This window comes from Antarcticirhabdus aurantiaca (assembly GCF_009765365.1).
GTDB classification, from domain to species: domain Bacteria; phylum Pseudomonadota; class Alphaproteobacteria; order Rhizobiales; family Rhizobiaceae; genus Antarcticirhabdus; species Antarcticirhabdus aurantiaca.
On sequence record NZ_VTOM01000002.1, the window covers coordinates 254467 to 270137 of the forward strand.

General features: G+C 69.5%; 12 protein-coding genes. 5 read left to right on the plus strand and 7 right to left on the minus strand.

Annotation, left to right across the window (positions count from 1 at the left end; all coding sequences use genetic code 11):
- The first annotated feature begins 13 nt into the window (after positions 1-13).
- Positions 14-982 (plus strand): DUF4214 domain-containing protein, encoded by a 969-nt coding sequence (locus tag FZN60_RS03365; protein ID WP_158871078.1) that lies wholly within the window; start codon positions 14-16, stop codon positions 980-982.
- A gap of 22 nt (positions 983-1004) precedes the next feature.
- On the opposite strand, the gene pyrF is transcribed toward FZN60_RS03365, so the two are convergent.
- The 6 genes from pyrF to FZN60_RS03395 all read right to left on the minus strand — a co-directional run bounded on the left by pyrF (position 1005) and on the right by FZN60_RS03395 (position 10052).
- The gene (gene pyrF, locus FZN60_RS03370; protein WP_158871080.1) at positions 1005-1703 is read right to left on the minus strand and encodes an orotidine-5'-phosphate decarboxylase; all 699 of its coding nucleotides are present in this window, start codon (positions 1701-1703) and stop codon (positions 1005-1007) included.
- Positions 1700-3037 carry a PAS domain-containing protein gene (locus FZN60_RS03375; RefSeq protein WP_158871082.1) on the minus strand — a complete coding sequence of 446 codons (1338 nt, stop codon included), beginning with the start codon at positions 3035-3037 and terminating at the stop codon, positions 1700-1702. The genes pyrF and FZN60_RS03375 overlap by 4 nt, the downstream gene beginning before the upstream one ends.
- Positions 3038-3228: 191 nt before the next feature.
- On the minus strand, positions 3229-6162 hold the full coding sequence (polA, locus tag FZN60_RS03380) for a DNA polymerase I (RefSeq protein WP_158871084.1): 2934 nt from the start codon (positions 6160-6162) through the stop codon (positions 3229-3231).
- Positions 6163-6766: 604 nt separating this feature from the next.
- The gene (locus FZN60_RS03385; protein WP_158871086.1) at positions 6767-7474 is read right to left on the minus strand and encodes a fumarylacetoacetate hydrolase family protein; all 708 of its coding nucleotides are present in this window, start codon (positions 7472-7474) and stop codon (positions 6767-6769) included.
- 108 nt (positions 7475-7582) lie between these two features.
- Complete coding sequence (locus tag FZN60_RS03390; protein ID WP_158871088.1) at positions 7583-9061, minus strand: phospholipase D-like domain-containing protein; 1479 nt, start codon at positions 9059-9061, stop codon at positions 7583-7585.
- Between the two features lie 100 nt (positions 9062-9161).
- Positions 9162-10052, minus strand: coding sequence for a helix-turn-helix transcriptional regulator (locus tag FZN60_RS03395; RefSeq protein WP_246726566.1), 891 nt, complete (start codon positions 10050-10052; stop codon positions 9162-9164).
- Between the two features lie 288 nt (positions 10053-10340).
- On the opposite strand from FZN60_RS03395, the gene FZN60_RS03400 reads away from it, so the two are divergent.
- From FZN60_RS03400 to FZN60_RS03410, 3 genes are all read left to right on the plus strand, one after another.
- Positions 10341-11852, plus strand: coding sequence for an amino acid permease (locus FZN60_RS03400; protein WP_246726574.1), 1512 nt, complete (start codon positions 10341-10343; stop codon positions 11850-11852).
- 74 nt (positions 11853-11926) lie between these two features.
- The gene (locus FZN60_RS03405) at positions 11927-12703 is read left to right on the plus strand and encodes an SDR family NAD(P)-dependent oxidoreductase (protein ID WP_158871092.1); all 777 of its coding nucleotides are present in this window, start codon (positions 11927-11929) and stop codon (positions 12701-12703) included.
- Positions 12704-12717: 14 nt separating this feature from the next.
- A complete protein-coding gene (locus FZN60_RS03410; RefSeq protein ID WP_158871094.1) occupies positions 12718-13956 on the plus strand; it encodes a D-arabinono-1,4-lactone oxidase in 1239 nt (412 codons plus the stop codon).
- A gap of 13 nt (positions 13957-13969) precedes the next feature.
- Here the strand turns inward: FZN60_RS03410 and FZN60_RS03415 are convergent, their stop codons facing one another.
- The gene (locus tag FZN60_RS03415) at positions 13970-14812 is read right to left on the minus strand and encodes an amidohydrolase family protein (RefSeq protein ID WP_158871096.1); all 843 of its coding nucleotides are present in this window, start codon (positions 14810-14812) and stop codon (positions 13970-13972) included.
- A gap of 154 nt (positions 14813-14966) precedes the next feature.
- Between FZN60_RS03415 and FZN60_RS03420 the strand changes: the two genes are divergently transcribed.
- A complete protein-coding gene (locus FZN60_RS03420) occupies positions 14967-15671 on the plus strand; it encodes a GntR family transcriptional regulator (RefSeq protein WP_158871098.1) in 705 nt (234 codons plus the stop codon).

The following is a 15671-nucleotide window of genomic DNA, read 5'->3' on the forward strand; positions in this document are numbered from 1 at the left end:
GGAGGCTTGTCCGATGATCGTCACCTTCACCGATTACGGCCGCGGCCTCGTCGAGCACCTGTCGCGGCTGAGCCCGGGCTTCAGCCCGACCTTCTTTACCGAACGCGCCTCGCTGCCGGTCGGCGCCAAGCCCGGCTATTACGAGCAGATCACCGTGCATTCCGGCGGCGAGAACTTCCTGATCGACCTGCGCTTCACCATGGACAAGGACGGTCTGCGCTCGATCAACAGCATCGAAGTGTTCGACCACAGCTACATCAAGGTCGCGACGGCGCTGGAGGTCGACGTGCCGGTTTCGGCGGGCTCGCTCCTCTACAAGGACGACGTCATGTACCTGACGGGCACGGCGGACCGGATCTACGACGGCGGCGGAAACGACTACGTCGACCTCGGCGCGGGCAACGACCTCTACGCCTTCACCGCCGGGCGCGACCGGATCGAGGGCGGGCGCGGGCTCGACGTGGTCACGCTCGACGTCGCGCGCGCCGACGTCCGCATCGCCCAGGCCGGCACGGCCTGGACGGTGACGGGCACGGCGGGCAGCCTGAACCTGACCGGTGTCGAGCGCCTGCAGTTCCGCGACCAGACGGTCGCCATCGACGTCGCCGCGGGCGAAACGGCGGGTGCGGTCTACCGGATGTACGAGGCGGCGCTCGACCGGGTGCCGGACGCGGCGGGCCTGCGCTACTGGGTGGCGATGGTGGACCGCGGCGCGAGCCTGAAGGACATCGCCGGCGGCTTCCTCAACTCGCCCGAGTTCAAGACGAACTTCGGCGCCGATCTCGCCAACGCCGCCTTCGTCAACGCGCTCTACCAGAACGTCCTGGATCGACCCGGCGAGCAGGCCGGGCTCGACTATTGGACGGGCCTCCTCGCCTCGGGCGCGGCGACCCGCTCGGACGTTTTGATCGGCTTCTCCGAAAGCCCGGAGAACGTGTCCCACCTCGCCCCCGCCTTCACGGAAGGGCTCTGGCTCGTTTGAGGCGGCCCGGCCGGTCGCCCGGTCAGGCTAGGGGCGCGATCTCGGCGAGGATGGCGCCGGCTGCGGCGCGACGGTCGGGGGCGGCGACGATCGGCCGTCCGACGACGAGGTGGGTCGCCCCGGCGCGCAGCGCGTCCGCCGGCGTCATCACGCGCTTCTGGTCGCCGGCCTGCGTGCCGGCGGGGCGGATGCCGGGGGTGACGAGCGCCATGCCGGCCGGCAGCACGGCGCGCACGCTCTCGGCCTCCTCGGCCGAGGACACGACGCCGCCGATGCCGGCTTCCGCGGCCTGGCGCGCGCGCTGGAGGACGAGGTCGGCCGGCGCGGCGGCGTAGCCCGCCTCGCGCACGTCCGCCGCGTCGAACGAGGTCAGCACCGTGACGCCGAGAACCACGAGATCCGTCCCGGCCGCAGCCTTGGCCGCGGCGCGCATGGTCTGGGGATAGGCGTGAACCGTGGTCATCGCCGCGCCCAGAGACACGATGCTCTCGACGCCCTTCTCCACCGTGTTGGCGATATCGAGGAGCTTGAGGTCCAGGAAGACCTTCTTGCCCATGCGCGACAGCTCGGACACCAGCGGCAGGCCGCCGGCAAAGCCCAGCTGATAGCCGATCTTGTACCAGGACACGGCATCGCCGAGCTCGGTGACGACGGCTTCCGCTTCCGCCCGCGAGGACAGGTCGAGCGCGACGATGAGACGGTCGGATGCGGCCCCCGTCATTCGCCGGCCTCCCCTTCGCGCGGAATGTCGACGGTGACCGTCGTGCCGATCGTGTCGGAATTGACGTCGAGCCGGGCCCCCAGGCCCCGCACCAGAGACACGACGATCCGCCCGCCCAGGCCCTTTCCGCCGCTGGTTTCCGAGCGCGGCTCGGCCGAGGCCGGCGCGGTCAGGGCGTTGGGCGTCGGATCGGCCGGCTGGCCGGGACGGCGCAGGTGAAGCTGGCCCTGGCTCCCCCGGGTGATGGCGTCCGCCATCTGGCGCGCGACGTTGGCGTGGGCCTGCGTGCCCTCGGCCTCGTCGCTCCGGGCCTGGTTCTCGATCTCGCGCACGGTGTCGGCGTCGATCGGCTCCGGATCGGCGGCGCCGGCGGAATAGGGCCACTCGACGCCGGGCTTCAGACCCACGCCGTCGTCAGTGACGGTGAGGCGGATGACGCCGGAGGACAGCATCTTCAGCCGGGCCTCGACGAGGCCCTCGTGGCGCCCTTCGAAGGCGTGCTTGAGCGCGTTGGTGAGAAGCTCCGAGAACAGGAGGCCGATGCGCGCGGCGCGGTCGACGTTCACGTCCACCGCGTCGCAGTCGACGTTGATGCGCACCGAGCGGCGCCCGTCGAGATGGCCGATGGTGGCGGCGATGCGGCTGACATAGGCGCCGAGCGGCACGTTGCGCGAGCGCGTGCTGGCGACGCCCGCTTCCGTCATCTCCTGGTAGAGGAGCTGCAGGCTCTCGATGCGGCGGGCGAGGGCGTGGAAGCTTTCCTCGCTCGTCTTCATCCGCGCCTGCATGCGGATCATGCCGATGATCATGGCGAGGTGGTTCTTCACCCGATGCTGGATCTCGCCGAGCAGGGTGTCGATCGAGATCGAGCCGGGTCCGCCGTCGCGGGCGGTCAGGGCGTCGAGAGGGCCTTCGCCCATGTCGCGCTGCACGCCGAGGAAGCATTGCAGCTTGTTCTCGCCGTCGTAGAGCGGAGTGATCATCAGGCGGTTGAGGAACTTCGTTCCGTCCGCCCGGTAGTTGACGATGTCGAGAGAGATGTCGCGCTGGGTCTCGAGCGCCTCGCGGATGCGGCGCGGCGCGCCGGGATCCGTCTCGGGACCCTGGAGGAAGCGGCAGTTGCGCCCGATCGCGGCGGCCGGCGCGTAGCCGGTAATCCGGCCGAACGCTTCGTTGACGTAGACGATCGGATTGTCTTCGATATGCGGGTTGGTCAGGACAAGGGCAAGAGGCACCTTGGCCAGGGCCGCGGCGCTGATGCCTTCCGGCATCGTGCCACCAAGCTGGCTGGTGGCCGCCTGCGATTCCGACGGTCCGTTGTTCTCGAGATCCATCGGTCTCCTTTCAACCTTTCGCAGCCACTCTTAATCGGATTGCGCCGACAGGCGCCACCGCCCTGCGGCTGAAAGGCGCAGGCGACGCACCTCTCCCACCCGTTCAGCGCGAGCGATCTTCTTCGATCAGCCGTCGCGCGGCAAGGCAACACGGAGTGGGCGAAGTGGTTGCAGGGGGACGCGGTTCCGCGTCAATGCGCCTCTTCCCAGTTCCCCGCGGCCTTTGCCTCGACGACCAGCGGCACGGCGAGGTCGAGGTCTGGGCCGGCGGCCGCCTCCATGACGGAGGCGACGAGGGCCTTGGTCTCATCCACCTCGTCCGCCTCGACCTCGAAGACCAGCTCGTCGTGGACCTGGAGGAGCATGCGGGCCGAGAGCTTGGACTTGGCGAGCGCGGGCTCCATGCGGATCATGGCACGGCGGATGATGTCGGCGGCGGTGCCCTGGATCGGGGCGTTGATCGCGGCGCGCTCGTTGAAGGCGCGCACCTGGGGGTTGGAATGGCGGATGTCGGGATAGTGCGCCCGGCGCCCGAACAGCGTCGAGACGTAGCCGTTGGCCTTCGCGAAGGCCTTGGTCTCGTCCATGTAGTCGCGGATGCCGGGGAAGCGCTCGAAGTAGCGCTTGATGTAGAGCCCGGCCTCTTCGCGCGGGATGGCGAGCTGGGCGGCGAGGCCGAAGGCCGAGATGCCGTAGATGATGCCGAAGTTGATGGCCTTGGCGCGCCGGCGCACGTCCGCCGGCATGCCCTGGACGGGCACGCCGAACATCTCGGAGGCCGTCATCGCGTGGATGTCGGTGCCCGCCTGGAAGGCCTCCACCAGCTGCGGGATCCTCGCCATGTGGGCGAGCAGCCGCAGCTCGATCTGGCTGTAGTCGGCCGAGAGGAGCACGCGCCCCTCGTCCGCGATGAAGGCCGAGCGGATGGCGCGCCCTTCCTCCGTCCTCACGGGGATGTTCTGGAGGTTCGGCTCGGTGGAGGACAGGCGCCCCGTCGTCGTCGAGGCCATGGAGAAGGAGGTGTGGATGCGCCCCGCCTCGTCCATGTGGGTGACGAGGGCGTCGGTATAGGTGTTCTTCAGCTTGGTGAGCTGGCGCCAGTCGACGATGCGGCGCGGCAGCTCGTGGCCGTCCGCGGCCAGTTCCTCCAGCACCTTCACGTCGGTCGACCATTGCCCGGTCTTGGTCTTCTTGCCGCCGGGCAGGCCGAGCTTGCCGAACAGCATGTCGCCGAGCTGCTTGGGGCTGCCGGGATTGAAGCCCTCGCCGGTGATGGCCTGGATGTCCGCCTCGATCTCCCCGAGCTTCTGGGCGAAGCGGCCCGACAGGCGCGACAGGATCTGCCGGTCAACCTTGATGCCGCGCTCCTCCATGCGGGCGAGAACCGGCACCAGCGGGCGCTCCAGGCGCTCGTAGACGTGGGCGAGGCCGTCGGCGGGCAGGCGGGGCTTGAGGACGCGCCAGAGCCGCAGCGTCACGTCGGCGTCCTCGGCGGCGTATTCCGTCACCTTGTCGATGGGGACAGTTGCGATGGAGCGCATGGATTTGCCCGAGCCGCAGAGCTCCTTGAAGGAGATCGGCTTGTGGCCGAGGAAGCGCTCGGAGAGTTCGTCCATGCCGTGCCCTTCGAGCGAGGACGAGGCGTCGAGGGCGTAGGAGATCAGCATCGTGTCGTCGAGCGGCGCGACGGCGATCCCCTGGCGGAGCATCACGAGGTAGTCGTACTTGGCGTTCTGCGCGATCTTGAGGACGGAGGGGTCCTCGAGGACGGATTTGAGGATGGCGAGGGCCTCGTTCATCGGGATCTGCGCGCCGACCGCCTTCTCGGCCGCGCCGGGCTCGGCGAGGAGGTCGGCCGCTTCCGGCGGCGCGACGTGGCCGAGCGGCACGTAGGCGGCCCGGCCCGACGCCAGCGCGAAGGAGACGCCGACGAGCGCGCCGTTCATCGCCGAGAGCGAGGCGGTCTCGGTGTCGAAGGCCATGAGGCCGGCCTCCACGGCCTCCGCCATCCAGCGCTTCAGCGTCGCGGCGTCGCGGATCGTCTCGTAGGCCGAGCGGTCGATCGTCTCGGCAGCCGCCGCCTCGCGCCGACCGGCGGCCAGCGCCTCCGGCGTGAAGGGCAGAGCGCTGTCGCCGGACGGTGCGGGCGGAGACGCGGGCGCCTGCGGGTCGAGGTCGGGTCCGCGTGCCTGACGGTCGACGGACAGCTTGGCCGTGCCGACTTCGGCGACGTCCGTGCCGAGCTTGGCCGCCACGCGCTTCGTCAGCGTCGTGAACTCCATCGCCTTCAGGAAGGCGACGAGCTTCTCCCCGTCCGGCTCGTGGATGAAGAGGTCGTCGAGCGCGACGTCGAGCGGCGTGTTGGCGTCGAGCGTCACCAGCTGCTTCGACAGCCGCGCCTGGTCGGCGAAGGACACGAGGCTGTCGCGCCGCTTCTGCTGCTTGATCTCGCCCGCGCGCTCCAGGAGCGCTTCGAGCGTGCCGAACTCCTCCAGGAGCTGCGCCGCCGTCTTCGGGCCGATGCCGGGAACGCCGGGGACGTTGTCGGAGGTGTCGCCGACGAGCGCCTGGAGGTCGATCATCTTCTCGGGGTAGACGCCGAACTTCTCGAACACGGCATCGGGGCCGAGGCGCTTGTCCTTCATCTGGTCGTAGAGCGTAACCTTCGGCCCGACGAGCTGCATCAGGTCCTTGTCGGAGGACACGATGGTGACGTCGCCGCCCGCTTCCACCGCGAGGCGGGCATAGGTCGCGATGAGGTCGTCGGCCTCGAAGCCCTGCTTCTCGATGCAGGGCAGGTCGAAGGCGCGCACCGCGTCGCGGATCAGCGCGAACTGGGGGCGCAGATCCTCCGGCGGCGCCGGGCGGTGCGCCTTGTAGCCGTCGTAGAGCGCGTTGCGGAAGGTCGTCGAGGAATGGTCGAAGATCACCGCGAAGTGCGTCGGCGCGACGCCGACGGAGGTGTCGCGCGATTCCTCCACGAGCTTCCACAGCATGTTGCAGAAACCCGACACCGCCCCGACCGGCAGTCCGTCGGACTTGCGGGTGAGGGGGGGAAGCGCGTGGTAGGCCCGGAAGATGTAGGCCGAGCCGTCGACGAGAAAGAGATGGTCGCCCTGTTTCATGGGCCCGGAATAGCGGTTCGCGCCAAGCCGTGGAAGAGCCCTCGCCGCCGCTCGATGCCTCGCGCCTGCGAGGATGACGGCTCCGCGCCTCGGCGGCGGCGTGGCGTCGCCGCAACACTCAGGGCGCGACCGGTGAGCGGGACCGTCCGGCCGCTTGCATCCGGCGCGGTGCTCGTGTCTTTGTTACGTGACCGCAATGTTCGAACGACTCACGTCCTTGTGACGTGCAGTCGCGCATTCGCGTCTTGATTTATCCCTTCCCCCGCCTCATCTTCTGATCAACGACGCGACGTTAAGCGTCGTCCTTCGGTCCAAGCACGTCCCCCGCTTTCGGATCGAACGGTACGCGGTGCCCCGTTCCCCATCCCCCTCTGGGACCGGCATCGCTTGAGAAGAGAAGGGCTGTCGCGGTGAGATCCCCCTCCAGGCCGTGGCAGCCCTTTCTTTTTGCGCTGATTTTCCCGTTCTCGTTGCGCTGATTTTCCCGTTCTCGAAGGCGCCATGACGCGACGGCCCGCGCACCGCGCCACTTATTCGCGGTAGGGCGCGGAGCCGCGCCCTACCCGGCAACGTCGAGCCTCGAAGGGCACTGGGGCCCTCCCGTTCAAACGACCCGGGTGCGGATCTCGCCGATGCCCTCGACGCCGCCGACAAGCTCGTCGCCGCGCTTCACCGCGCCAACGCCCGCCGGCGTTCCCGCGAAGATCAGGTCGCCGGCTCGCAAGGTGAAGAGGCCCGAGAGGTAGCTGATCATCTCCGGCACCTTCCAGATCATCTGCGCGAGATCGCCGTCCTGGCGCGTCTCGCCGTTGACCTTGAGCCAGATGGCGCCCCGGCCGGTCTCGGGCACGGAGGCGGCGGGCACGATCGGCGTGCAGGGCGCGGACGCCTCGAAGCTCTTGCCCGTTTCCCACGGGCGTCCCGCCTTCTTGGCCTCGCCCTGGAGGTCGCGCCGCGTCATGTCGAGGCCGACGGCGTAGCCGAAGACGCATGCCATCGCGCGCTCGAGCGGGATGTCCGTGCCGCCGCTCGACAGCGCCACGACGAGCTCGATCTCGTGGTGCACGTCGCTCGATGCCGGGGGATAGGGAAAGTCCTGTCCCGAGGGCAGCAGCGCGTCCGGGTTCTTCTGGAAGAAGAAGGGCGCCTCGCGGGAGGGATCGTGGCCCATCTCGACCGCGTGGTCGGCGAAGTTGCGCCCGACGCAATAGATGCGGTGGACGGGGAAGAGCGCGTCGGTGCCCGACACGGCGAGCGCCGGGACCGGCGGCGGCGGAAAAACGAAGGTCGCGCTCTCGCGATCGGCGCTCATGGGCTTCTCCTGCAAGTGTTGCGATCGCGCGTCCGGCGCGTCGCGCTCCTCCATAGCGCAAACCGCGCGGCGCGCGACCCGCAAGCCTGCCGGATTAAGAGAAGCGGGTCAGGCCCGGCGATGCCGCCGCCGCCGGCGCCAGTTGCGGAACAGGCCGCGGCCCGACAGCGGCTCGAACATCTCCTCCGGCCCTTCCGGGTCCAGCACCTCGTTGTCGGCGAGCCATTCCTCGATCGCCGTCAGCTCCGGCGCCTCGTAGGGGCGCAGCGTGCGCCCCTCGCCGCGCAGCGCCTCGATCGTCGCGACCAGCGATCCGGTCTGATCGAGAAGGGCCGCGACGCGCGCGGGATCGGTGCCGAGATGCTCGGCGAGAAGGTCGTTGCGGATCGCCGCGATCCGGTCCGACACCGCCGTTCCGCCGCCGAGGTCGGCGTCCACCGTCACGTCGCACTCCGTGTCGAGGCGCATCGAGCGGTTGTTCATGTTGGAGGAGCCGACGCGCAGGATGCGGTCGTCGACGACGAGCACCTTGGCATGGACGTAGATCGCCTCGCCGCCCGCGTTGAAGGGATGGTACATCCGGAAGCGCCCGTCGCGGTCGCGCCGGCGCAGCGCCTCGACGAGGCGGGCGCGGGCCGTGTCCATCGCGATCGGCTCCAGCCAGCCCTGCGCCGTCACCGGGTTGATCACGACCACCTCCGGGCCGCCCGGCTCGTCGAGGCGGCGCGCGATCGCCTCGGCGATGCGGCGCGAGGCGAAGTACTGGCTCTCGGCATAGATGAAGCGCTTGGCCCGCGCGATCTGGTCGAGATAGAGCGCCTCGATCTCGTGGACGGGCGGGCGCCCCTCGACCTCCGGCGCCGAGCGCGACACGGCGACGGGCAGCGCCTGGAAATGGGCGTCGAGCCCCTCCGGCCAGCAGGCCGAGACGCCCTCGACGGGCGTCAGCTCCGGCGCGCCTCCCGCGGTCTTCCAGCGCTCGCGGCAGATCTCGGCGATGGCCTTGGTCATCGGTCCGCTGATCGCCGTCGTCGCGTCGTGCCAGGGCTTGTAGCGCGCCCCGCTCGGGCGCCGGCGCCGCTCGTCCTTGGGCGCGTGCTCGCGCGTGTCCCAGCGGTCGGCGGTCATGTCGATGCCGCCGCAGAAGGCGAGGCAATCGTCGATCACCACGATCTTCTGGTGGTGCGAGGAGGCGATGGGATGGACGCGGTCGAGCTTGGTGTGGATGCGCGGATGGGCCATCCACTTCATCAGCGTGAAGATCGTGGTGCCGCGAAACAGCGTGCTGAGCCCGCCGACGTCCCAGCGCAGGAGGAAGATCTCGAGGTCCGGATTGCGCTCCACCAGCCAGGTGATGAAGGGACCGAGCTTTCGCGGCCCCTCGTCGTCGCCGTCATGGCCAAGCGTGATGCGCGCGTCGAAGTCCCAGCCGACGAGGGTGATGCGCTTCTTGGCGTTCAGCATGGCGGCGCGGGCGACGCGGAAGTAGGCGTCCGCATCGACGATCACCGACATGCGCTCGGCGGTCTCGATGCGGAAGCAGTTGCGGCCCGGCTCGGGCAGGTGATGGGGAGCCGTCTGGGTCATGGCCGCCTTTTGTCAGTCGCCGCGCCGATGCGTCGCGCGCGGCCTGATGTCGGGCCGGGATGCGGTCGCGTCAACCATGGGGGCGACGAAGCTCCTCGTTTCAGGCGGCCCGGCTCGCCGCGTCCGGGCCATCCCGCCGCGCCAGGATGTGGGCGAGGAAGAGGCTGAACAGCTCCTGCTGGCTGGCGATGCCGAGCTTGGCGTAGATGCTCTTGCGGTGGTTCTTGACCGTCCCTTCCGCGATGCCGAGGAGGGCGGCGACGGAATGGGTCGAGTGGCCGCGCAGCACCATCTGCGTCACCACCCGCTCGCGCGTCGACAGGAGCCCCGGGCAGAAGCCCGCGAAGGCGCGGTCGAGCACGAGTTCGGCGCCGTCCTCCCCCGCCTCCCCCGCCGCCTCGACGCGCATCGCGGGGACCGCGAGATCGCGCCACTGCGCCCGGATCGCCTCGCGCACCACCGGCTCGACGGACGCCAGGCGCTCGAACTCCGCCGCGTCGAACGGCGCCGAGCCGGCGCTGCGCATCAGCGAGTAGACCGCCATCGGCCCGCCCGGCAGCGGCACGACGTAGCCGATCTCTTCCGCGAGCGATCCCGACTCCATCGAGATGCAGGGATGGACCTCCCAGTTGTTGACGTAGTGCCCCTCGAAGAAGGCGTCGGGAGCGAGGTCGCTCATCCGGTAGAGACCCGGCGCGACGGGCTTCGCGCAGGCGACGTAGAAGGGATCGAGGAGAAAGGCGCCGTCGAGATAGGCGTCGAGCGCGGCGCCGGGACGGTGGAGCCCGAGTCCGTCGTGAAGGTGCAGCGGCCGCGCGCCCTCGGGATAGGCGAAGATCACGCTGAGGTCGAAGGACGCGAGCCCCCGCAGCGCCGCGTCGAGGATGTCCGGCAGCTCGGGCCGGCCCAGATGGGCGATGATCGCGCCGACGCCGTTCTGCCAGCCGGCGCGATCGCCGGCGCCGCCGTCCCGCTCCGTCCTTCGCTCCATGCTCCGGCTCCCCGTCGCGTGCGCCGCCTGCCGCGAAGCGCGAAACCTAGCAGCGCCGCGGCAGGGGCGAATAGCCCTTTGGTGACATTGCCAGTTCCTTGAGCCTGCCTCCAGTCTGTGCACACGGCATGCCGGGACCCCGCGTCGGACCTCGTTTCCCCGCCTTCGTCTTCAGCCGCCGGAGCCTCGTCCTCTCAGCCCACGCGGAGATGCCCGATGACCACGACCCCCGCCTCCTCCGCCGGCGCGCCGCCGCCCGGCTACACCGACGACCAGAAGCACGCCGACATGCAGGTGCTCCACTCCATGGGCTACGCCCAGGAGCTGGAGCGGCGGATGAGCCGCTTCTCCAACTTCGCCATCTCCTTCTCGATCATCTGCATCCTGTCGGGCGGCATCAACTCGCTCGCCCAGGCGACCTCGGGCGCCGGGGGCGCCGCGATCGGCATCGGCTGGCCGCTCGGCTGCCTCGTCTCGGCCGTCTTCGCCATCGCCATGGCGCAGATCGCCTCGGCCTATCCGACGGCGGGCGGCCTTTATCACTGGGGCTCGATCCTGGGGAACCGCTTCATCGGCTGGCTGACCGCCTGGTTCAACCTCCTCGGCCTCGTCACCGTTCTCGGCGCGATCAACGTCGGCACCTACTACTTCTTCTTCGGCGCCTTCGGTCCTTCCCTCGGCATGGAGGACACGATCGGGACGCGCATCGGCTTCCTGGCCCTCATCACCGCGCTCCAGGCGATCATCAACCACGTCGGCATCGGCCTCACCGCCAAGCTCACCGACTTCTCGGGCTCCCTGATCCTCGTCACCTCCGTGGCGCTGGCGGCGACCTGCCTCCTCTTCGCGCCCTCCTGGGACGTGGCCCGCCTCTTCACCTTCCACAACTATTCGGGCGCGGCGGGCGGCAACGTCTGGCCGGACATGTCGATGGGCTGGGCCTTCCTCCTCGGCCTGCTTCTTCCGATCTACACAATCACCGGCTACGACGCCTCGGCGCACACCTCGGAAGAAACCCGCGACGCGGCGATGTCCGTGCCCCAGGGCATGGTCTCCTCGGTGCTCTGGTCGAGCATCGCCGGCTACGTCGTCCTCTGCTCCTTCGTCCTGATGATCCCGGACATGAATGCTGCCGCCGCGCAGGGCTGGAACGTCTTCTTCTGGGCGATGGACACGCAGGTCCCCGGAACGCTTCGCACCATCCTCTTCGCCGCGATCTTCGTGGCGCAGTTCCTGTGCGGCCTCGCGACCGTCACCTCGGTGTCGCGCATGATCTTCGCCTTCTCGCGCGACGGCGGCCTGCCGGCCTCCAAGGCGCTCGCCCGCGTCAACCCGCGCTTCCGCACGCCCGTCGCGGCGATCTGGACGGGCGCGGTCCTGTCCGTCCTCTTCGTCTGGGGCACCTCGCTGATCAGCTTCGGCGAAACCTCGGCCTACGCGATCGTCGTGTCCTGCACGGTGATCTTCCTGTTCTTCTCCTTCGCCATCCCGATCGTCGCGGGGCTCCTCGCCTACGGCGGCACCAAGTGGCCGAAGATGGGGCCGTGGAACATTGGCCGCGGCGCCTTCATGGTCTCGGGCGTCCTCTCGGTCCTCGCCATGGCGCTGATCTTCGTCCTCGGCGTGCAGCCGCCCAACGGCAACGCCCTCTACATCACCCTCGGCTTCCTCGCGATCGCGGGCATCGTCTGGTTCGCCTTCGAGCGCCGCCGCTTCACCGGCCCGCCGATCGGCGACGAGATCGCCCGCCGCCAGGCCGCCATCCGCGCCGCGGAAACGGCCGTCGGCGAGACGCGCTGAAGCCGGCCGGACCGCTCGACCGGCGGGGGCGCGGAAGACGCTCCCGCCGCTTTTCATTCAGGAGGAGCCTTCACATGGTGGAACGCCCAGGACGCCTCGACGGGCGCAGCACGATCGTCTCCGGCGGCGCGGACGGCTGCGGGGCGGCCGCCGCGCGGCTCTTCGCCGGCGAGGGCGCGCGGGTCGCGATCGTCGACCGGCAGGTGAGCAAGGGCGAGGCGCTCGCCGCCGAGATCCGCGCGGGCGGGGGCGAGGCGATCTTCGCCGAGGCCGACGTGTCGAAGCGCGACGCGGTGGAGGCGGCGGTGGCTGCCGCGACGAGCGCCTTCGGGCCCCCGACCGCGCTCTTCAACCATGCCGGATCGATCGTCGTGAAGCCGTTCCTGGAGACTACCGACGAGGAATACGACTGGCTCATGGACGTGAACGTGCGCTCCATGTTCCTGATGACGCGCGCCGTCCTCCCGGGCATGATCGAGGCCGGCGGCGGTTCGATCGTGTGCACCTCCTCGATCTCGGCGGTGGCCGCGACCCCGGCCGAGGTGCTCTACGACACGACGAAGGGGGCGGTGCACATGTTCGCGCGGGCCATCGGCGTCGAGTTCCGCGACCGCAACGTGCGCTGCAACGCCGTCTGCCCCGGCTTCATCGCCACCGCCCACGGCAATCGCGAGGTCGAGCTCCTCTCGGGCTTCGGCGTCGACGCCTCGGAGGCCGCGATCCGGGCCGCCCAAGGGCGCATGTGCCGGCCGGAAGAGGTGGCGAGCGCCGCGCTGTTCCTGCTCAGCGACGAGGCGAGCTTCGTCAACGGCGCCCACCTCTTCGTCGACAACGCCTTCACCGCGATCTGAAAGGACGCTTTCCCATGGCATTCGAGAAGGGCGGTCTTTGGCGCAACTGGGTCGGCAACCAGTCCTGCATCTCGCGCTACAAGGCCTCGCCGGAAAGCGAGGCGCAGCTCTGCGAGATGGTGGCGGAGGCGGACGCCGCCGATCTGCCGGTGCGCGTCGCGGGCTCCGGCCATTCCTTCACGCCGGTGGTCGGAACCACGGGCCTCCGGCTTTCGCTGGAGAAGATGAAGGGCGTTCTCGCCGTCGAGGGCGAGCACGTCACGGTGGCCGCCGGCACGTGCATCGGCGATGTCGGCCGCGCGCTGAAGGCGCTCGGCCTGTCGCTCGCCAACCAGGGCGATATCGACAGCCAGGCCATTGCCGGCGCCTTCACCACCGGCACGCACGGCACCGGCATCACGCTCGGCTGCCTCGCCTCGCAGATCGCGGGGCTCCGCCTCGTTCAGCCGAACGGCGAGGTCTTGGCCGTCGACGGCTCGGACCCCGACATGCTCCTCGCCTCCCGCGTCTCGCTCGGGACCCTCGGCGTCATCTCGGCGATCACGCTGAAGACCGTGCCGGCTTACAATCTTCACGAACATCTCTGGCGCGACGACTTCGAGACGTGCATGGAGCGGCACGACCAGCTCGCCGCCGAGCACCGGCACTTCGGCTTCTTCTGGTGCCCCGTCCCCGAAAGCCGCCACCTCTACTGCCTCGCCGACACGGCCGACGCGCCGCTCTCCACCACCAAGGCGACGTCCGACGTCTGCGAGATGAAGGTGATGGACATCACCGACCGGCTGCCGATGGAGGCGCCCTTCGAGAAGATCGCCTATTCCTCCGACGTCTACCCCATCGAATACGTGCCGAACTTCCACGAGCTGGAATACGCCGTGCCGCTCGAGCACGGGAAGGAAGCGGTCCGCGCGGTGCGCGAGTTGATGCTCAACAAACACACCAACTGCATCTACCCCATCGAGTACCGCTTCACCGCCGGCGACGAGGCCTGGATGAGCCCCTTCCATCGGCAGGACTCGATCACGCTCTCCGTCTCCGGCGGGCCGGGCGTCGACTACTGGGATTACCTGCGCGACGTCGACGCGATCCTCAGGCGCTACGATTCCCGCCCGCACTGGGGCAAGCTGCACTTCCTCGACACCGACGACGTCACGCACCTCTACCCGCGCGCCGGCGACTTCCGGGCGCTGCGCCGCCGGCTCGACCCCGCCGGCCGCTTCCTCAACGACCACGTCCGCATGCTGCTGGGGTAATGAATGAGCCGGCTTATATGTCGCTGAGGCGGTAGAAGCGCGCGGCGTTGCCGCCGAAGATCTTGGCGAGAGCCTCGGGGCCGAAGCGGGCGGACAGGAGCGTGCGGGCGAGGTTCGCGACCTCGGCGTAGCTCGCGGCGAGCGTCGCGACCGGCCAGTCCGAGCCGAAGATCAGCCGGTCCTCGCCGAAGCACTCAGTGACGTGGTCGACATAGGGGCGGAAGTGCTCAAGCCGCCAGTCGGGCGCGGCCTCCGTCACCAGGCCCGAGACCTTGCAGGACACGTTCGGCAGGCGCGCGAGCTCCGCGATATCGGCGCGCCAGGGATCGAGCCGGCCCGCCGCGATCTCGGGCTTGGCAATATGGTCGAGGACGGCGCAAAGCGACGGCACGCGGCCGAGCGCCTCTGTGACATGCGGCAGATGACGCGGCAGGCAGAGGATGTCGAAGGCGAGGCCGCTCGTCGCCAGACGTTCGAGATTGGCGAGGACGCGCGGGCGCAGGATCCAGCGGTCGTCGTCGAGATCCTGCAGCATCGGCCGGATGCCGACGAGGCGCGGATTCTGGCGGACGGCATCCAGGCGCTCGGGAAAGGCATCGGAATCCATGTCGAGCCAGCCGACGACGCCGGCGACCAACTCGTTCGCCGCGGCGATCTCCAGCATGAAGGCCGTCTCGGCCTCCGTCGGCGCGGCCTGGACGAGGATCGTGCGGTGAATGCCGGCGCGGGCGAGGTGGGGGGCGAGGTCGTCCGGCCCGAAGTCGCGCAGGAGCGGCGCCACGCTCTCGTTCATCCAGCCGTAGTCGCCGCGGGCGATCCGCCAGAAATGCTGGTGCGCGTCGATGCCCGTCGCCATGACCTTCTCCCGTCTCCGCCCGCCGCCTGCGAAGCGACCGCGCTGCGGCGGACAATCCGCATTTGCCAGACGCCGCGTCAACCGATATATGAGTTGGACAGGACCGAGGGAGCGGCACGATCCGCCCCGGCGGACAACCAACGGAAAATTCGCGATGTCGACGGGCGCAGCGGCTCGGGAAACGGTCGAGCGGCCGGCCCAGAAGGCGGAGCAGATATATGAGCTGCTTCGCCATGCCATCGTGCGCCTCGACATGGCGCCGGGCGCGCCGATCTCGGAGAAAGAGCTGTGCCTGCGCTGGGGCGTGTCGCGCACGCCGGTGCGCGAGGCGCTGAAGCGGCTGGCCGAGGAGGACCTTGTCGACGTCTTCCCCCATTCCGGCACCTACGTCTCCAAGATCGCCTACGAGGTCGCGGAAGAGGGCTTCGTGATCCGCCGCGCGCTGGAGGTCGAAAGCATCCGCCGCGCCGCCGGCTTCGTCACGCCCGCCGACATCGCCCGCCTCGACGCGCTGATCGCCGACATGCGCGACATCCTGCGGCGCGGCGCCTTGAAGGACTACATCGAGGTCGACGACGCCTTTCACGCGAGCATCGTGGCGATCAGCCGCTTTCCCCGCATGTGGAAGTTCGTCCACCTGATGAAGGCGCATCTCGACCGCATGCGCCACCTCTCGGCGCCCGTGCCCGGCCACTTGGCCGAGACCACCGAACAGCACGCGACGATCGTGCGGGCGCTGGAGCGGCGCAATCCCGACCAGGCCGAGCTCGCCATGACCATCCACCTCGACAGCTCCTTCGCCGTGATGAGCGCGGTGCATGCCGGCGGCGTCGAGGCCGAGACACCCAAGGACACCTGA